The sequence below is a fragment of the Paenibacillus sp. RRE4 genome, from assembly GCF_031844205.1.
GTDB lineage: Bacteria > Bacillota > Bacilli > Paenibacillales > Paenibacillaceae > Paenibacillus > Paenibacillus xylanexedens_B.
In genome coordinates this window covers 183,258-202,995 of the sequence record NZ_JAUZUT010000003.1, presented here as the reverse complement: position 1 = coordinate 202,995, position 19,738 = coordinate 183,258, and the positions used below count along the sequence as shown (strand labels likewise).

The following is a 19,738-nucleotide window of genomic DNA, read 5'->3' as shown; positions in this document are numbered from 1 at the left end:
CTAAAAATAAGAACTCGGATTACTTAAATTAAAACGATTTAGCCTTAGGATCTTTCCTAAGGCTTTTTTGTAATGGCTTTAGCCCGTTGAATACGTGAAACGCACGAAACAAAAAAACTACCCGCATAGCGGGTAGTCCTGATTTGATGAATTATTTCGAGTTGTAAGAGAAAGATAGATTATGCGTTTGTGGTCCTGTAGCTGCGTTGTAATTATCCTGAATGTTTGAGATATAATAAGTGAATTTGAGGTTTAATGTTTTCTGTTTTGGTGTACTGTAGTGACCAACTTTAATAACAGAATCAAAGGAGTGGCTCGGAAGCTCCAGCTTTTGACTTTTCGGAATCGTTAATTTTGATCTTCTTACTTTACTGCTACCACTATTGTCATATACCTTTAATGTTCCAGCTGCGATGTTCTGTGAATTCGTATACCCTACTCCAAAAGACAAACCTGTATTAGGAACCGACAGTCCCCAAGCTACATTCAGTTTTAATTTACCAAGGGTACTATAAGATGAATCCCACATAATAGACCGTATTACATCCCCAGGAGCTGTATAAGCTTCAAGGGTTGTATCTTGATGAACTCCCATTCTCCAGCCTGAGGTTTTGGAGTTAACGGTTCCTACGCTAGATGTCGTACTTACGGACAGGGGATAAAGTTTTGTGGTAAAGTCCCCAGAACCTCCACTAAGAGATGAGGGACCCTCAACATAGGCTCTTACCGTCATTTTTTCTGTTATTGTAGCAACACCCGCGTTGTATACCGCAGTATATGTTTTGTCCGACTTACCACTTGCCAGAGACGCAGCAAATGTTGTTAATCCATCGTTGGTTTCTTCTCGAACAGGTTCAAATACTTTCCCGTACCAAAACATGTCTGTATGTTCTGCATCTTCAAAAGAGCCCGAATTGTTAAACATCTGATCTGTATGAAGTTTATCATTTAACTGATCGGTTTCCAAAAACGTAAAGGTTCTTGTATTCTTTTCAAGCAAATACAGTTTAACAACAGTATCATCATTCTTGAATTTATCGCGTAATAAAGCTAGATTGCTGTTGGGTTTGCGATCAATTCCGAAGTAGACAACTTCAAAATTGTCCTTGTTATCCTTTAATTCTCCTACAATTAGACTGTCCGTATAACCAGCCTTCTTTAACCCGCCTGTAAGTTGGAATTCTTTTTCTCCAGTGTTAGTCTTCACGTTACCGGATAAGGAAACAGAATCTGCACCGTTACTCTCCATAGATTTGATATCTACACTACTGGAATCAAAATTGGCTGATTTGCCTAATTTCTCACCCTTAGTATCTAAATCATATACGGTATTACTTGGAATTTGGATACGATCTTTAGATACTTCGTCGGATGCAGAGACACTAGTACCTAGAGAAAAAGTGAGTAATGTAGTCGCAAGGAACAAAGACATTAACTTCTTCAAGATAAAACCTCCTAAATATTGGATTTTAATTTGTCGAGGTTTAAAGATACCAAAATGAATATGATTTGTAAATGTAGTACCTTTTTTCGGAATAAATAGTAGTTATTTTTACCTACACCAGAAGTAGTTCGTATAACAACAAATTTAGTACATTAAACTGAAAACTATACTGGAGCATCGGGTAAGGTGGACTAGAATTAACGCAGGGGCTAGATTAGAGCCAGATAAACACGGACTCCAGATATAAAAAAAAAATTTATATGATACAAAAGTTGGGTTTTATAAAAGAAGGATCTAAAACGAGTTATCTGAAGTGATGTATGTATACTTTGACAGCCAATCTAATCTTTTATACAAGAAGAAAGAGCCCCAGCAGGATGGGGCTCTTGTTATTGATTTGTATAATTTGAACGAAACCAATTTTCTATTTCATCACTTACGATTTCATAATGTGCATCGGTAGAAACGGATTGCAATTCAATACCACCAGATGATCCAAAAATGATTAATTCCAAGCGGGTACCATCTTTAAAAATCATTTCCCCTATGTTATTCGCTCCAGAACTTTCCTCAAAATCCATAGGCCTCAGCTCTGCATGCTGCATCATGCCAATAACTGTTCTTGTCTCTTCATCCGTTAATGTTACTGGATTAAATAGGCCGATGTTGATTTCTTGTAATTGCCCAGCAGAGAGTTTTTCTTTGAAATGGTCTGCCCAGTCGTGGTCTGTCCCATGACTAGATGAGCAGCTTGAGACAATGAGTATGGAACCAACAATGACGAAAATTACCCCTAAGAACCGCTCAGCACGTAATGCTAAATCGCTAGGCTTTGCATTTTTAAGTTTCCATCCTAACCTGAAATACCAAAAGGAGTAAGGTGATATGGCCATAACTAGACCTATGATTAACATTAGTACGCCTACAACTCCTGTCAAATCATCACATCCTTAATTGTGTTCATCATCTGAATTGAACGTGCATCTCATTAATGTTTGTTAAAGTCGAATCCCAACGTTACTGAAACCATAACCATTCCTTTGAAGCGGTAAACATTTAAAACGAGTGAAGCAACAACGGAATAACCTCAATAAATGCTTGTTCAGTATTTGTTTAGAGACAAAGGTTATACTAATTTTCGCTAATCATTTTGATATAGAAAGTAGGTCATAGACAATAATAGATTCAGTAGATTGCTTTGTTAATACACGTTTATTGATCGGACACAAGAATCCCCTATAGCAAGTCAACTGGGTTGCATATATGAAAGGGGATTCAGGATCATCTACAGCCAAAAGAACCAATTACATTTCAATTTTATATGGAGGCAAAAAGGATATGACCAAAGGCATCAAAAAACTCATTTCTATTGTGCTCACGGTATGCTTAATCCTGGGGGGGAGTGGCCTATCTGCATTATTAGGTTCAGTAGCCTATGCAGATAACGCTCCAACCACAGCAGAGGCAAACTACAAGCAATATCGTGTGAAGTTAACGGCCGATCCGGTCACAGATACAGCACCTGCTGGTTTCGGTACAGCTGCCTCAGATGGACGGATCTGGACAGACAAGAGTGTTACGGCAGAGAATGATGGTACATTCAATATTCAGTTATCTGCACTGGCACAAGAGTATATGACATCCAACTCGACCAATCCAGGTGTCGGGGGCAATAGTAACGCGAACGGTTCAGCGGCAGATGTAACTTTTATTATGGATATGAGTTCCTCTATGGGTAGCCGCAGTGGTAGAGAAATTGCTGCAAAAGCAGGCGATCCAGGTATCTATTATCGTGTTGAAGCCATGGCTAATGCTGCAAATGAAGCCATCCGGACAGTTATGAATGCGAATCCCAACAACCGTGTTGCGGTATATTGGTTTGGCGGGTCCGCTTCCTCCAGCCACCTGGGCACGTTTATGGAACTGGGACATTACGAGTTTAGTTCGGGTCACGGAACGGAAGATTATCTGAAATATACAGATAGCAACCAAACGGTCACTTTGAACAGTAATTTAACCAGGGATGGCAGTGGAGTTGGAGCACAATCTGCAGTTTCTCTGGGAGCAGGAACCCCAACGCAGGACGGCATCATGTACGGTGTCTCGAAGACGATGGGGAAAGTGGGAACAAAGGGAACAGGCCCGAAGCGCCAGCCATACTTATTCCTTCTATCTGACGGGGCAGCCATTCATGCCAAGAAAGCATGGTTTTCTTCGCCAAAGGGCAAATCATTTGAGACCGACTTTGCCAATGCGGTAGCGGATGCTACAACGATTGCTAATTACAATCAGAGTGGGACGGATGGAAGCAAGTATGTACCAGCTGCAGCCGGTACTAGCTTGGCAAATACAGGTGATCCGGAAATTGCTGCGTTAACCATTCTTACCGGTGCGTACATGAAGGATCTCCTGGATCGTAAATACACCGAATACAATGGGGGAGAAGCCACTCAGGCCAAAGTGTATACTGTGGGGCTAGGTTCCACAACGGCGATCAATGGACCGTATAACGGTAACGAACCTGTGTATGCGTGGGCAGGACTTGACCCGAAACGAGTCAACGAGAATAAGGAAGATAGTAATTATAACTACGGTACCGCCAAGAACACATATGACAAACTGAGTGCATATGCATCTCAGGGGCCTAATGGATTTAACTATGCCAATTCATTTGTATACAGTAGTTATTACACATTTGCCCCAACGTATGACATTGTGAAGTCAGCTTTTTCTGGATTAACCAATGATGTCGAAGCTACCACAACGATACTTCCGCTTCTCAACATACCGGAAACCACGGATCTGGGGAACGGTGCGGAAACGGCGGATATCGCCAGTGCTATCGTTGTTGCAGACGATATCAGCAATGATTTTGCTGTGGATCTGTCCACGTTAAAAATCGGGGATGCTGTTGCGACAGTAGACACAAATACGAATATAAACGGTGGTACAGCGTATGCATTCGCGGGCTATGGAAGTAAGGCGGTCATTAAAACCGTCGCAGGCGTTAGCAGTCTTACATGGTATATTGACGCAGATGATATGCAATCGCATATTTACCGCTTCAAGAACCGGACAAGTCCGCAGCCTGGAGATTATAGCGCGCCAACAGGCGGTTCTTTTAAGATCAGTTATAAAGTAAAACCGACTTTTCAGGTAGCACCTGATCAGGTGGGTGACACATCCCGTTACATCAATGCGGGCAATGCGAGTGATGGAGCCAAGACGGCAGCGTACTTCCACCCACCTGCAGACAGTCCCTATTATCAGGCTTTAACAAGTAAACAGACCATTTCCAAAACGGGTGGAATTGGCGCAACGTATGTAACCGAGGAATCGCTGAATAATGGCAAGGCCATCATGAGACTTGGAAACAACGGGAAGCTTGATTTGCAGATGGGAATGATGAAGACCGGTCCGGCAACCGTTCCGATTAACGGGTCTATCGATTATAAAGTGACCATTTATAACTATACAAATACAGCTATTACAGGGCTCAGCGTCGTTAGCGATGGCCAAACCCAAACCGGGATTGATGTTCCGGCCAATGACAGCAAGGTGCTTACTTTTACGAAAACTGCACCGGGTACACCACAGACGTTGGATAGTGACACTGCTGTCATTTCGGGAATTAACCTTGTATCCAATACGGTATCCACGAATGTAACCAACGTGACCACTGCTGTCATCAATACGCATGTTATTGGAGCTGTTGGGGGTACATCTGTAGGCGATGCCACCTATAACATTGGTGATGCTGCGACAATTACAGCGAGTCCGAATCAGGGTTATACATTCGTAGGATGGTATGACAACCAATCAGGAACAGGGACTCCTGTAAGTACGGATGCAACTTATCAGTTCAATGTTCAGACTGATCAGGATTTCTATGCAAAGTTCACATCTCTACCCGTAGCTCATGACGATACTTATAGCGTTGTGAAAGGAGAAACACTCAGTGTTCCAGTGGAAGAGGGCCTATTGCTTAACGACACGGATGGCGAGGGGCGTACACTTACCGCTGTAAGCATCAGTTCAATCAGTGATGAAAGCAAGGGTACGTTGCATGTAAATGCAAATGGATCATTTACCTTTGTGGCGGAGGCAGAAGCATCGGGCAGTGTGACATTTACCTATAAAGTTAGTAATGGCTCTGCCCTATCGAATGAAGCGACGGTGACGATTAACATTACACCACCTGCACATAAGCCAACCGCGAAAAACGACAGCTACAACGTTAGGAGCGGAGACACACTGGACGTTCCGGCTGAGACGGGCTTGCTCTATAACGATACCGATGATGAGCTTCATCCGCTCACAGTGGACCATGTCAGTTCGCTCAGTGATACGAGCAAAGGTACGCTACATGTGAATCCGGACGGTTCGTTTACGTTTGTTGCGGACGCAAATGCGTCGGGTAATGTGACATTTACTTACGAGGCCTATGACGGGACAGCCTACTCAAGTTCAGCTACGGTTACCATCACCATCAAAGTGCCGATCACGACTCATGTCATTGGTGATGTTGGTGGTGTAACAGACGGTGACGGTGTCTACGCACTTGGTGAATCGGCAACGATTACGGCAAATCCAGCTTCCGGTTATGCCTTCGCAGGATGGTACGACAACGAGGAAGGTACAGGTACACCTGTAAGTACGGATAAAGTTTATCCATTGACGGTTTCCTCAGCGGGAGACTATTATGCAAAATTCAGTAAGCTGTCTACAGCTGAGAATGACAGCTATCAGGTAGTGAAGGGCCGTACGCTGAACGTTCCTGCGGCAACCGGTATTCTATCGAATGATACCGTTGTAGGGAACGGTACGCTTACTGCCGTGAACATCAGCTCCCTGAGTGATCCAAGCAAGGGCACACTGAATGTTAACACCGATGGGTCGTTTACGTTTGTGCCTGCTGGAGAAATATCTGGCAGTGTGACGTTTACTTATCAGGCTTTTGATGGAGTAGGTAATTCCAACGAAGCTACGGTTACAATCACGTTTATCAACCCTAGCATTGATGGAACAATCAGAGATAAAGAGACCCAAAATCCGGTATCTGGTGCTACTGTAATTTTGCGCGACCTTGCAGGTAAAGAGAAGGGGCGTACTACGACCGATACAAATGGGAAGTACAATTTCGAAGATGTCATCATCAATAATTATATTTTGGAAATTGTGCGTGATGGATATAGCCCGGCGCATAGAGAAGTCTCTGTGTCTACAGCAAATGTGAATGGAAACGGACGTATCACCGAAGATTTTGAACTTGTGGATTACGAGATAACATTAACAGCCAACCCCTCATCCATACTAGGTAATGGTACGGCTACATCCGAATTTAAGACGGTGATCACCGATAAAGAGGGGCGTCCTCAGGCAGGCGTTGAAGTTGTGTTTGAAGTACCGAATACAACGTACGGTCATTTTACCGGAAATACCAATACGATAACGGTTCTGACGGATTCACAAGGCGTTGCTAAGACAACCTTTACTGCAGCGGTTCTTGGGGGTGCGGGATCGGTATCCATACCGCTGACGGCAACCGTAGATGATAGCCAAAAGGGTATCCAGGTTAGTGACACAATCTATATCACGATTACCCCTGGGGTTATTACAGGTGTTGTCACAGACCAAGCAGGACACCCGCTAGCAGATTCCTCGATTGTAGTAAGTAAAGACTTTGACGGAGATGGCATTGCTGATTTTCACGCCGTTGCCATTACAGGAGTTGACGGAGCATACACCATTGCTATACCGCAGGGGAATGTGACATACGATGTATCGATTACAAAGCTGGTTGAGATCAACGGTCAGCAGAAATCGGTCACGTTTAATCAGAACGTCCCCGTAAACGGAAGTGTGGATGGCCATTCCTTTGACGGAAATAAAACTGTATCAGGTATTGTCCTGGTAGGAAAAACGCAAGGGGAATCCGCAACGCTCGATGGGACTGTGGGCGGTGGATACAACGTATTGATCAATGATGGCAATGGCGATCATACAGGTCAAGTTGACCACAACGGTATATTTAATATCGATAGTGTGCTCAAGGGCAGCTATACGGCGAAAGTCATCTATAACATTCCGCTTCCAGGAGGCGGGACACAACCTATCGTTGTAGGGCACATGAATGCCGAGATTAATGCAGACGGACAGATCAGCATCAGTGAAGTACTCATTGACCCGTACGGTACGATTACGGATTCCGTGACAGGTCAGCCGATAACCGGTGCCGTTGTTACACTTCATTACAGTAACGGAACGGTTGTTAACTTGCCTCCGGTGAATAACTTCCCTCCAGCGGATAATGCCAACCCGCAGACAAGTGATGCGACAGGGCAGTACGCCTTTATGGTGTTTCCGCATACGGACTATTATTTAACTGCGAAGCGGGCAGGATATAAAGATTTCGATAGCAGAGCTGTTGATCCAAACCAACCGCTGATTCATGTGGGTACGGATATTGTGCTGTATAACTTTAGCATGACACCTCTGCCAACATCGAATGGAGGGGGAGCAGGAGCAGGAACAGGAACGAGTACGGGTGCATCAAACTCACCGACAACTTCAACTCCACCAGCAACTGTCCCAACAACTACGACGCCTTCGGGGTCTATCGATCTCGCTACAGCGATTCTGGTTGACAAAATGAAGGGTGGCGAAGGAGATACACTTACCTTCACCGTGATCTATGCCAATAAAACCTCGGTCGATGCCGATGGTGTGTACATCAAAGTTAAGATCCCTTCAGGGCTAAGTTTGGTTGATGCGAACGGCGGTGCTTTGACAGGCCAAGAACTCAAGTGGAATGTTGGTAAACTGACGGGAGGAACGCAAGGCAAGCTGACATTCAAACTCAAGGTTAACGATATGAACGAAGGCGAGGATTTTGGGACCATAACGGCTAGTATAGGCACGGATCACAAGCTTACGCTTACGAATACACAAGATGATGCATCCTTGATCAAAGTGATGTTGTATTCTAACCGTTATGAACATAAGCATGCCCGTTACATTATGGGATATCCAGATGGTAACGTTAAACCCGGACGACTCATTACCCGTGCAGAGATTGCTGCCATCTTTGCCCGTACACTGCAATTGCAAGATGAGGTTCACCACGTTCAGCTGTTCAGCGATGTTGCTACAAGTTACTGGGGAGCCGATTACATCGAAGCAGTTGTAAACAAAGAGATATTTAAAGGTTATGCAGATAACACGTTCAAGCCAGATCAACCGATCACACGGGCAGAACTGGCAACAGCCATTGCCCGTTATCTAGGAGTTGCAAGAGAGCTGAAGATGAACAATGTATTGAGAATCAGCTCGTTTACCGATATTGAAGGGAGCTGGGCGGAGCAGTCCATCGATGAAACCTACCGTTTCGGGTTCTTATCAGGCTACAAAGATGGCTCCTTCCAACCTAACAGTCAGCTTACCAGAGAGGAAGCTGTCAAAATGATCAATGGGATGTTGTACAGAGGCCCATTAACCGGGGTTGAAGCTTCTTATCCGGACAACCGTTTGGGCAGATGGTCATTCGGAGATCTTGAGGAAGCAACAAGAACGCATACGTACAAGATCAATCCAGATGGCTCCGAAACGATGTTAAAATACATTCCGGAAGATCTGTGGTAAATTTCGCTTTACTACCATAATAGAGTAGATGGAGCAGATGTTCAAAAACAATAGCGTTGCTTTAAAAAGCGTCAAAAAGAGGAACGAAATAAGCCGAAGCAGGGATACACGCCTGCTTCGGCTTTTCACATATTCATGTTCATGGTGAGTATCATTCACCATAAGTATCCGCATGGCCGATTCCTCTTAACGTCCCCCTGTATTGGAAGCCCAGACAGGAATCCAGCTATTCGGATAATATGCGTTGGTCAAGGTTGTATTGTATAGAACCAGGTTTCCATCATTTTGCATGACGAAAGTATCTCCTGGTGTATCCGCCGACAGTGTACTTCCGTGATGGCCTGGAATCCATGCCGCAGTATTTGCAGACCAAGCAGCTACCTGTTTAGTCGTATCGGTTACCAAAATCGTATCCCAGCCTGGTCCCCAATAATATTCATATTTACCTGTGGCCGGATTAGTTCCCCAGCGATATGCATATTGATATACGGTTTGCCATTTCGTTCCGTACTGATAGATGATAGGCTTTCCGTATTGTTGCTCGAATTTAAATGAAATGGCCCCGCTTTTATTCGTACTCGTGCTCCAGATCGAAGAACCGTTCTGATAGATTACAAAATTGCCGTCAGTTTGCCAGATCGCCGAAAACCTGCCATCCTGCGAGGTGAGGTAGTCCCCCTTTTGCATGCTCTGACCGATTAGAAGTTTATCGCCAAGGTAGCCTGCGGAAGCTGTCGCAGGTACAGCAAAGGCCAGGATCAGCAAACACGCGATAAAAATGCGGAACGATTTAGGGAAAAATAGCTTTTTCATTGGACACTCTCCTATATTTCTTAGAATGGTTGATGCAAACTGCGTAGTACAACAAACGCTTACGGGTATTGCGTAATGCAGCATAGCGTTCGGTCAGAAGTGGTGAAAGAGCAATCAACACATCCCCCAGTGGTGATTCATGGGACATCCATATGTACAGTGCTCTCAGGGTCACCTCCTTTAATGGAAATCAAATGCTAGAATAGATGGTTTATCGTTGTGATCTTCAATATGTTTGGTAGAAGTTGCAGGAAGGCATAGTGGTAGTGAAAGAGGATAGTTCATTCATTTAACAGAGTTGGAAATTGATTACAAAGAGAATATATAACATTTTATTCCACTATAGCAAGAGAAAAATATAAAATACAACATTTTCAATATAAAGAGTTCTGTATTCTTTTGTAATTTTTTTTACATAGATTTAATAGATTTAACCACTTTTTTGAATTGAACTGTGGTAAAATATCTCAGGATCTGAAATTGGAGAGGGGTTTTGTTTACTCATGTCTTGGAAAAAAGTTTTGGGGAAAAGCACCATTCGTGTGGCTGCTGCTACATTATTACTCACTCAACTGTTCGGTGCAGCGGGTTCCGTTTCTGCCGCAGGCAAGGATGTTGAAGTACATTTGATCGGAATCAACGATTTCCACGGCCAACTGGATACAACATCCGTGGTTGGTGATAAGAAGGCGGGTTCTGCTCCAATTCTAGCAACCTATCTCAAAGAAGCTAGGGCCAAATATGAGCATTCCTTGCTGTTCCATAACGGCGACTCGGTTGGTGCATCGGCTCCAGTCTCATCTATGGATCGTGACGAGCCTACCATGGAATGGATGAATATGATGGGATTTGATGTGGGTTCCCTGGGCAACCATGAATTCGACCAAGGGATCGCTGCATTGAAGGCACAAATTTTTGGTGGTCTAGATCCAAAAGAAGGTAAAGTAACCCATGCCGGTGCGAAATTTGATTATGTGAACGCAAACGTGATCGAAAACTCCACAGGTAAACCCCTGATTAAACCGTATGTGATCAAAGAAGTAGGTGGCGTCAAAATCGGATTCATCGGACTCGTGACGAAATCAACGCCAAACAAAGTATCTCCAGCAGGTACAGCAGGCGTACGTTTCCTGAGTGCTGAAGAAGAAGTTGAAGCTGTTAATAAATATGCGAAAGAATTGCAAGACCAAGGCGTAGAAACGATCATCGTCCTGGCACATGATCCAGCATCGACCAAAGAAGGTGCAACAACTGGAGAAGCGGCTGACTTGGCAAAAGCTTTGCCTGCAAACTCTCCTGTGGATGTCATCGTTGCGGGTGACAATCACGCTCTGGCGAATGGTGTCGTGAATGGCAAGCTGATCGTGCAAGCGTACTCTTATGGTACAGCGTTTGAAGATATCAAGCTGATGATTGACCCTGTTACGGGAGATGTAACTGAAAAGTCGGCTACCGTAACAACAACGTTCCAAGAGGGTGTAAAAGAAGACCCTGAAACACTTGCTATCATTAAAAAATCTTTGGACAAGCACCCTGAGCTGACGAAGCCAGTAGGTACAACGGATGGCTCTGTTGTGCGTACAGATGCATACAATAACGAAGCTCCGCTGGGCAATCTGATTGCAGATGCGATGCGTCAAGCAGACTTTGCAGACAAAGCAAGCAAGGCTGACTTTGCATTCATGAATCCAGGCGGTATCCGTGCAGACCTGCCAAAAGGGGATGTGACCTTTGCAGATCTGGCTAAAATCCAACCTTTCGGCAATACACTTGTGAAGCTGGAACTCACAGGTGAGCAAGTAAAAACGTTGCTACAACAGCAATGGGGTACCAATGCTGACGGCACACCAAACACAAAAACATTGCAAATCGCTGGTTTGAAATACTCAGCCGACTTCAGCAAGCCGGTTGCTGAACGTGTGACGGCCCTTACACTGGAAGACGGCACACCGGTTGATCCTAAAAAATCATACACCGCTGTTGTGAACAACTTTATGGCTGCAGGTGGAGATAACTACAAAGTGCTACTGGATGCGAAATCATCTTTGGCTGGCCCAATTGACCTGGATGTATTCTACAAATACATCACAGATACATTCAAGGGCGGCGATATTCAAGCTAAAAAAGAAGCCCGTATTACAAACATCGGTGTCGCTACAGAACCAACAGAAACACCGGCACCAGTAAACAATGAACCTATTTCTCGTGCTGAATTTGTCACTGCACTCGTGGATATGCTGAAGCTTAACGCGGTATCGACAGCCCCTGCTTTCAAAGATGTTGCTGCGAATGCTGCATATGCCGATGCTATTGCAGAAGCTTCGAAAGCCGGATTTATTCAAGGCTACGGCGGTAACTTCTATCCTGAGCGTGATATCACTCGGGAAGAGGTAGCAACGATTTTGGCAAAATTGGTGAACAGCCCGGCATCCGAAGCGAAAGCGGCAACGACCATTGCTGGCTTTGAGGATGGAAAATCCGTATCTGCTTACGCAGTGAAGCCACTGGCGAAACTGATCGATAAAGGCATTTTCAGTGCAACGGACAAAAAAATGCTGGAGCCTAAGCAAGGTCTTTCGATGGATGATGCTAAAGCAATCATTGAAAAAGCAGCTGCGGCGAAAGCTTCTTAATTCTCACCGCAAACCACTCGCTTATCCAGCGGGTGGTTTTTTTGTTAGACAAAAACACTTTTTCAGCCTTGTCCACGTCTATCCCTCACCAAAATCACTCTATTGCATCTAATAAACTATCAACAATAAGGAGGTTTTGAGAATGGGAAATCGTAGACCAACAGGTGGGTATGATCCGGTTCAGATCTATAACTCTACTTCGTTTAATGCGTATGGAACGGTCGAGTATGCGTCTATTTTCTGTAGCAATGACCGTTACAGTGTTCAACGTGAAGGGACTTGGCAGTCTTCGGGGCGTGGTGTTTGTCTGGTAACTCGGATTACTGCTACTGTGATCACACCAAGTGGAAATATTGAGGCAGAACCGTACACGTCATCTGGAACATCCTATAGCCAGTTTGCCATTATCCAGGTGGGCCCGAACCAGTTCCGGGTCACGCGTGTAGTAAGTTCGGCTAGACGCCGCCGGAAATGTTAACGATATCGGCATCCCATTGAACAAAGAAAAAGATGTTAAGAAGCGACTCTCCGATGAAACTATGGAGAGTCGCTTCTTTTAGCGTTTGATTGCATGCATCACATCACTAACGGATCAGCTAGTAAAAACCAGTATCTTTTGCAGAAGCAATTCGTCTCGAATGGGGATGCCTTGTTCAGAAACGAGAGGAATGCTTGGTTTCAAAGCTCTTGCTTTTGCTACTGCATCCGGGTAGATTTGAATAATCTGGTATCCCTTTTTCTGATAAAAATGGAGTGCGTGAAGGTTGTCATTTGTGGTAATCAGCTGAATATGCTTCCGTTTGGCTTGCCTGGCAGTGTCCTCTACTTTCGCCAAAAGGGCTGACCCAATCCCCTGATTTTCGTCCAGGCTATCCAGAGAGATCACTTCGCAATGATCTTCATGCATAACGTACGTAATATAGCCTCTGATTTCTCCATCTTCATTTATTACTGCGTACCCGTTCAGCTTATCACTGTGATAGACCCCTGTTGAGATGACCATCTGAGGACTCCCCCAATGCTCAGCAAAAAAATCATTCCGTTTTGTATCCGGGATTTGGTGGCTTTCCATAATTCTCATATGTATTCTCCTATTTGAATCGCAATTTTACTATTCATATTATAAAGCATCTCAGTCTCTATCGAAAAGTTAAAGCGACTGCCCAGATCAACGGGGAGTCGCTTCTTGGCTCGTGTAAATCCTCGTATTAATGCTTCTGGTACCACAAGATTCGGCGATACATCGCAGAGTCTTTCAAGCGCCTGAAAGGACGCAGGTCAGGGCGATAATTGCCTTCAATGATCCAGACGCGGCCTTTTTTATCGATGCCAATATCAAAACCGATTTGTCTCAGATCAGGGTATTGAACTTCCAGACTCCGGGCAGCCAGCAGAGCTGTACGCTCGATTTGAAGGAGCAGTTTCCGCCCACCTACACGTGCTAATTGCAACGCTTTGAGCACAGGAATGGTACGGTTGGTCACATTAGTCACCAGATATCCGCGTGAGGCGATTTTGGCGTAGGAACCGGTTACTTTCCAAGGGGACGAGTTTGCTTTTTGACGCTGAACCATGATGCGAAGATCGAACGGCCTTTGCTGAATGCGAGCTAAATATAGACGTTGCTGGATGATATACTCACGATCCTTGTTTAGTTGATCAAACCAATCCTGTAATTCATCTTTGTTTTGCATGGTAATGATGTTATTCTCGTTTTGAATTTGGTAGGTGCCTGTCTTCAGACGCCGGATGAACACAATATCTCTGCCATAACGTCCATCGCAGGGTTTCAGCACGACACTTGAATGTTGTAACAGCATATGGTGCAATGCTTCATTTTCCAGCAACTGTGTTTCGGGTAGTCGCCTGGCGAGTAAAGGTACATTGCGAAAGGCGCGATACTGCAGCCATTTGTCCCGTTGAAATACCATTAACATCACAGCCTTTGTTCAGGGTCATATCAGGGTCTACGACTCTCTTTATTATTTTAATTCAAACCTGTCTCTGGCATAAGCCGCCATTCGTCTAAAAATGAGAATCGCTGTCCTTTTCACCAGCTACAAAAAAACTTTATAAAGCTATACGTGTTGTCATAGATAGATATAAAAAGCTGTGATACACTATATCGCATAAGTTAGTGAATAATTTCACAATACAACATGAGGGGAAAAGATCTCAGTGGAACTGACAAAGAAGAGATGGATTATTCTGATTGCGAGCTGCTTTATTAATTTATGTATTGGCTCCATCTATGCATGGAGTGTATTTGCTGCCCCGATGGCCTCTTATCTCAGTGGTCTCACAGGGCGTACATTGACACCCGGAGATTTGGCTATTGCGTTTACCATCTGCAACTCAGTTGGGCCCATCACGATGATATCGGGCGGATGGATTAATGACAGGTTCGGACCCAAGAAGGTCATTCTGGTTGGAGGAATCTTGTTCGGGGGCGGTATGATTTTATCCAGCTTTGCAACGTCTGTAGGTTTTCTGGTATTTGCTTACGGGATTGTGCTTGGTCTGGGAACGGGAATGGTGTACGGGTGTACGATCAGTAACTCCATCAAGTTTTTCCCTGACAAACGCGGATTGGTTGGTGGCGTAACAACAGCTGCTTACGGGTTAAGCTCTGTGATCATTCCTCCGGTAGCCAATATTTTGATCAGCAACTCTGGTGTAACCTCAGCATTCATGATGATAGGGGTCGCTTTTCTTCTTATTATTTGTGTGGCTTCGTTCTTTATTGAAAAATGTCCAGCCGATTTCGCACCTTCAGGATGGACACCTAATGCTGCCCATATCAGCGGCGCGCCAAAAGAAAATAAAAACTGGAAAGGTATGCTTGCGAGCCCGATCTTCTACGTGATGATCCTGCTGTTGATCAGCGGAGCTTTTGCCGGACTGATGTGCACCTCTCAAGCCTCACCTATCGCTCAAAAAATGGTTGGTTTGTCGGCAGCGGCTGCAACAACAGTCGTGTCTATACTGGCATTGTTTAACACAGGTGGACGGATTCTGGCTGGCTATATATCAGACAAAATTGGCCGAATCAATACACTGGCCATTACGTCTCTCTTATCTGTGGCCGGCCTGATCTTGCTTTATTTTTCAGGAGAGAACAGTGTAGGTACATTTTATATGGGCATTTCCATGATTGGTTTAAGCTTTGGTTCTTTGATGGGGGTATTCCCCGGCTTCACGGCGGATCAGTTTGGAGCCAAAAACAACAGTGTGAATTACGGGATTATGTTTATCGGATTTGCGCTGGCGGGCTATTTTGGACCGTCAATCATGAGAAGTGTGTATAGCGCAGATGGCAGTTATCAGAGAGCCTTTGTGATTGCAGCAGTCTGTGGCCTGACCGGATTTATTCTGACTTTCGTATACAAGTGGGCTGTCAGATATCAGAGTAAAAATGTGAATAACAACCACAAAGTGACCGTTTGAGCAAAGGCAACTCCTTGGTATTTATGATTCTTACGGCGATGAATACGGGGATTCTGCTGGACTAGATATGTAATAAAACCTTATTAATTTGCTGTTGTGTAGGCCATATGACAAAAACCGAACCGCCCGTTTAATAGACGGGGGTTCTTTATTATTTTTAAGGTAGCTGATTGATTAATATATCAGAGTGATATAGTCTGTTACGACTAACATATGTACATGAAAATGTAAAACTTTTTTACCATTAGATTACAAAAATTCTCGTTTACGCTCCACCTTTTCGATGGTATACTCTCCTATATTCAAGGAAGATATTAACGCTAATATACGCCAAATTTTCATGAAAATATGTCGAATTGGGGCTCATTTCGGATGATTATAGCACAAGAAAAGGACGAAACGATCATCCTCATTCCTTCGCTGGAACCAGATGATAGACTTTTATCCTATGTACGTCAGTTGCGAGACTACGGTTTTACGAAATTGGTCATTGTAGATGATGGTTCTGGCGAGAAATACCAGCACATTTTCGAAGAATTAGAAGATAATGGATGCACTTTGTTGCGACACGCACAGAACCAAGGGAAAGGCGAGGCGCTGAAGACCGGATTTCGGTACATAGCACAGCATTATGGGCAGGCTCACTACGTGGTTACTGCGGATTCAGATGGGCAGCACGCTGCAGAAGATGTGTATCGGATTGCTCAGGAAGCCAAGCGTCGTCCGAATGACTTACTGCTCGGCGTGCGAAATTTCAGTGAGGGCGATATTCCGCCTAAATCGTTGTTTGGTAATCGGATGACGTCGTTTATTTTTGCGCTGTTATATGGAAAAAAACTGTCGGATACCCAGACGGGACTTCGTGCCTTCGGCACAGGGCTATTGTCATTTATGCTGGATGTACGCGGCAAGCGGTTTGAATATGAACTGCAGATGCTGATCTCCTGTATTCAGTCGGGTATCGCTATTCATACGGTACCCATTCAGGTCATCTATGAGAATGGCAATGCGGGTACCCATTTCAAAGCGATTCAGGATAGTGCCCGTGTGATGGGGGTGCTGTTCTCGAATTTCTTTCGTTTTATATCTTCGTCTGTAGCCAGCTCTGTCGTTGATTTGGGCATTGCCTGGTTTTTGATCGATTTCCTGCGCCCCATGATGGGGGATCAGCATTACTTAAGAATTTTGCTCGCAACCGTGATTGCCCGAGTCATCTCGATTGTCGTGAATTATGTCCTGAATCGATATTTTGTGTTCCGCAAGGAAGACAGCAAGGGTAGTCTGTGGCGTTACTTAACGTTGTGTGGCATGGTTATATTGTTGTCGAGTACAGGCGTTTATTTATTCCATACCCTATTCCTCGTGGATGAGAAGGCAGCGAAATTCGTCTGTGATGCCATCCTGTTCCTGCTAAGCTTTCAACTGCAGCGGAAGTGGGTATTTGCAGCAAGGAGGAAGCAGCTGTAGTGCAAAACGAGAAAAGGCAAAATGTATTTTTTATCATCACCATGATTCTCATGACCATTTATCTGATCTGGCGTATGTTCTTTACGCTGCCATGGGGAGAAGGAATGCTGAATGTCATCTTTGGCATGCTGCTCATTTTGGCGGAGGCGGTTACGGTCGGCACGACCTTTGAGTTGTTTTTTCAAAAGATGCAAAAGAAACGGACGCAGCTCGATTTTCCGGTGATCCCGGATGAATATTACCCGCACGTCGATGTATTTATTGCCACACATAACGAACCCGTTGACCTTTTATATAAAACAGTGAATGCCTGTACGTTTATGGATTACCCGGACAAGTCGAAGGTACATATCTACCTGTGTGATGATGGCGCACGGCCTGCGGTAGAGGAACTGGCGAAGCAGTTCGGCATCGGTTATCTAGGGTTTCCTGGTAATAAGGATGCGAAGTCCGGCAACCTGAACAATGCACTGAGCAAGACATCGTCTCCACTCATTGCAACCTTTGATGCAGATATGATCCCGCAGCATACGTTTCTGATGAAAACCGTACCCTATTTCATGCTCTCCACATTTATCGAAGAAAATGGGGAATGGCGCCTTCGCCGTGAGGAGGAGATCGATCCAACCTTTAAGCTGGGGCTGGTACAGACCCCGCAAAGCTTTTACAATCCGGATCTATTCCAGTTCAATCTGTATGCGGAGCAAGGTATTCCGAATGAACAGGACTTTTTCTCGCGCGAGGTTAACATTCTGCGCAATGCGTCCAATGCGGTTGCGTATACGGGCAGTAATACAGTGATTGCCCGGCAAGGGATGGTGGATATCGGTGGATTCCCACTGAACACCATTACGGAGGATTTTGAGACAAGCATCCGTTTGCAGCAAGAAGGGTATATCACGTATGCGACGCAGGAGGTTCAAGCTGCAGGACAGACGACGACCACGATTCCGAGCATGATCAAACAGCGGATACGATGGGCGAGGGGCATCATTCAGAGCTTGCAAAATACGCGTGCACCGATCTCCAGAAAGTTGCCTTTCTGGACGAGAGTGACCTATGTGAGCAGTTTTTTATACTGGTGGTCTTTTTTCAATCGGCTGATCTTTATCTTGTCTCCCATTCTGTTCGCTTTATTTGATTTCCAGATCGTAAATACGACCTTCTGGCAGATTCTGATCTTCTGGTTGCCATCGTATTTCTTCTACAGTCTGTCGATGCGTTATCTGTCCAGTAATATACGGAACCAGCGCTGGAGTCAGGTCATTGATACCATCTTCATGCCGTATCTGATCTGGCCGGTTATTCTGGAGACTGTAGGTATCCGTGAGCGCAAGTTCAAGGTGACGAATAAAAATCGTTCAACCGGACGCGAGTGGATTGCCTCGATGAAATATGCACTGCCGCATATTTTTCTGGTGATCCTGTCCATCGCTGCGATTATTCGGTACGTGAACGGCAAGTACGGCATTGCTTTATTTTTCAGCAGTATTATCATCTTCTGGCTCGTTCACAACATGATTGCCTTGTTCTATGCACTCTTCTTTATGATCGGGCGGCGAGCATACCGGGAGAATGAACGGATACGGGCGCAAGAGGATGTAATCATCCGTTATCCAGACAGCACGCTACGTTACGAGGCCAAGACAGTGGATCTTTCGGAAAATGGCATCGCGTTTTATGTGCCGTACCCGATCTATCTACCGGAGAAGAAGACGATCTCTCTGGTCGTGCAATCGAGTCGATACGAAGCTAATCTGGATGCGGTTATCGTATATGTCAAGGCAGATGGCGAAGGATGGCGCTATTCCGCAACGGTTAAACCGCTCAGTGAGACGGATAATCGGCAATACATGCAGCTCATCTATGACCGGAAGCATTCACTGCCGGAGCAAATGAATCTATGGGACACTGCATATGACGATATGTTGCGTAATGTGAAAAAACGGATTGTGCGACCCAAATCAGATCAGCGGAAGATGCCAAGGCTTTCCCTTCATCTTCCCGTTACGTTTACGAATCATGCGAGCTGCACACTGCTCAGCTTTAATTATCGTTTCTTCTCTGCCACGAATCTGCAAGGTAAGATAGCAGAAGGGTCGGAAGTTACCTTTTACACGGAAAGCAACATTGAAGTGGTCTTAAAACATACGGGAAAAACAACGGCAAACAAACGTGAAGTGCTTCTCTCCGTAGAGAATATCGATGAGATCTTGGGGCGTGGTTTGATTGATCAGTTACTGAGTGATTTGATTCTTCCACAAGCTGAGCGGTTCACCAAAGAGGGTTAGGA

11 protein-coding genes are annotated in these 19,738 nt (G+C 44.8%); 6 read left to right on the top strand and 5 right to left on the bottom strand.

Going from position 1 to position 19,738, the window contains the following annotated elements; translation table 11 throughout:
- Positions 1 to 151 precede the first annotated feature (151 nt).
- Together Q9R46_RS19595 and Q9R46_RS19590 are read right to left on the bottom strand one after the other, a co-directional pair.
- Complete coding sequence (locus Q9R46_RS19595; RefSeq protein WP_311281427.1) at positions 152 to 1,444, bottom strand: hypothetical protein; 1,293 nt, start codon at positions 1,442 to 1,444, stop codon at positions 152 to 154.
- 389 nt (positions 1,445 to 1,833) lie between these two features.
- The gene (locus tag Q9R46_RS19590; protein ID WP_311281426.1) at positions 1,834 to 2,382 is read right to left on the bottom strand and encodes a DUF6199 family natural product biosynthesis protein; all 549 of its coding nucleotides are present in this window, start codon (positions 2,380 to 2,382) and stop codon (positions 1,834 to 1,836) included.
- 400 nt (positions 2,383 to 2,782) lie between these two features.
- On the opposite strand from Q9R46_RS19590, the gene Q9R46_RS19585 reads away from it, so the two are divergent.
- A complete protein-coding gene (locus Q9R46_RS19585) occupies positions 2,783 to 9,085 on the top strand; it encodes an Ig-like domain-containing protein (protein WP_311281425.1) in 6,303 nt (2,100 codons plus the stop codon).
- A gap of 186 nt (positions 9,086 to 9,271) precedes the next feature.
- Here the strand turns inward: Q9R46_RS19585 and Q9R46_RS19580 are convergent, their stop codons facing one another.
- Entirely contained in the window at positions 9,272 to 9,898 is a 627-nt protein-coding gene (locus tag Q9R46_RS19580; RefSeq protein ID WP_311281424.1) for a hypothetical protein, read from the bottom strand.
- A gap of 503 nt (positions 9,899 to 10,401) precedes the next feature.
- On the opposite strand from Q9R46_RS19580, the gene Q9R46_RS19575 reads away from it, so the two are divergent.
- Positions 10,402 to 12,531 (top strand): 5'-nucleotidase C-terminal domain-containing protein, encoded by a 2,130-nt coding sequence (locus Q9R46_RS19575; RefSeq protein ID WP_311281423.1) that lies wholly within the window; start codon positions 10,402 to 10,404, stop codon positions 12,529 to 12,531.
- A 142-nt stretch (positions 12,532 to 12,673) separates the two neighbouring features.
- Entirely contained in the window at positions 12,674 to 13,009 is a 336-nt protein-coding gene (locus tag Q9R46_RS19570; RefSeq protein WP_090923530.1) for a hypothetical protein, read from the top strand.
- A 114-nt stretch (positions 13,010 to 13,123) separates the two neighbouring features.
- On the opposite strand, the gene Q9R46_RS19565 is transcribed toward Q9R46_RS19570, so the two are convergent.
- Both Q9R46_RS19565 and Q9R46_RS19560 read right to left on the bottom strand, forming a co-directional pair.
- Positions 13,124 to 13,612 (bottom strand): GNAT family N-acetyltransferase, encoded by a 489-nt coding sequence (locus tag Q9R46_RS19565; protein ID WP_311281422.1) that lies wholly within the window; start codon positions 13,610 to 13,612, stop codon positions 13,124 to 13,126.
- 127 nt (positions 13,613 to 13,739) lie between these two features.
- Positions 13,740 to 14,462 carry a YheC/YheD family protein gene (locus Q9R46_RS19560; protein WP_311281421.1) on the bottom strand — a complete coding sequence of 241 codons (723 nt, stop codon included), beginning with the start codon at positions 14,460 to 14,462 and terminating at the stop codon, positions 13,740 to 13,742.
- Between the two features lie 247 nt (positions 14,463 to 14,709).
- On the opposite strand from Q9R46_RS19560, the gene Q9R46_RS19555 reads away from it, so the two are divergent.
- The 3 genes from Q9R46_RS19555 (at position 14,710) to Q9R46_RS19545 (ending at position 19,736) form a co-directional block, all read left to right on the top strand.
- On the top strand, positions 14,710 to 15,978 hold the full coding sequence (locus Q9R46_RS19555; RefSeq protein ID WP_311281420.1) for an L-lactate MFS transporter: 1,269 nt from the start codon (positions 14,710 to 14,712) through the stop codon (positions 15,976 to 15,978).
- Positions 15,979 to 16,350: 372 nt separating this feature from the next.
- Positions 16,351 to 17,445 carry a GtrA family protein gene (locus tag Q9R46_RS19550; RefSeq protein WP_311281419.1) on the top strand — a complete coding sequence of 365 codons (1,095 nt, stop codon included), beginning with the start codon at positions 16,351 to 16,353 and terminating at the stop codon, positions 17,443 to 17,445.
- Positions 17,445 to 19,736: a glycosyltransferase family 2 protein gene (locus Q9R46_RS19545; RefSeq protein ID WP_311281418.1), complete on the top strand. Its 2,292-nt coding sequence runs from the start codon at positions 17,445 to 17,447 to the stop codon at positions 19,734 to 19,736. The genes Q9R46_RS19550 and Q9R46_RS19545 overlap by 1 nt, the downstream gene beginning before the upstream one ends.
- Positions 19,737 to 19,738 lie beyond the last annotated feature (2 nt).

Coding starts and splice junctions, on each gene's coding strand:
- Q9R46_RS19570 (WP_090923530.1), top strand. CDS start 12,674: ATGGGAAATCGTAGACCAACAGGTGGGTATGATCCGGTTCAGATCTAT.
- Q9R46_RS19580 (WP_311281424.1), bottom strand. CDS start 9,898: ATGAAAAAGCTATTTTTCCCTAAATCGTTCCGCATTTTTATCGCGTGT.
- Q9R46_RS19550 (WP_311281419.1), top strand. CDS start 16,351: ATGATTATAGCACAAGAAAAGGACGAAACGATCATCCTCATTCCTTCG.
- Q9R46_RS19575 (WP_311281423.1), top strand. CDS start 10,402: ATGTCTTGGAAAAAAGTTTTGGGGAAAAGCACCATTCGTGTGGCTGCT.
- Q9R46_RS19560 (WP_311281421.1), bottom strand. CDS start 14,462: ATGGTATTTCAACGGGACAAATGGCTGCAGTATCGCGCCTTTCGCAAT.
- Q9R46_RS19585 (WP_311281425.1), top strand. CDS start 2,783: ATGACCAAAGGCATCAAAAAACTCATTTCTATTGTGCTCACGGTATGC.
- Q9R46_RS19565 (WP_311281422.1), bottom strand. CDS start 13,612: ATGAGAATTATGGAAAGCCACCAAATCCCGGATACAAAACGGAATGAT.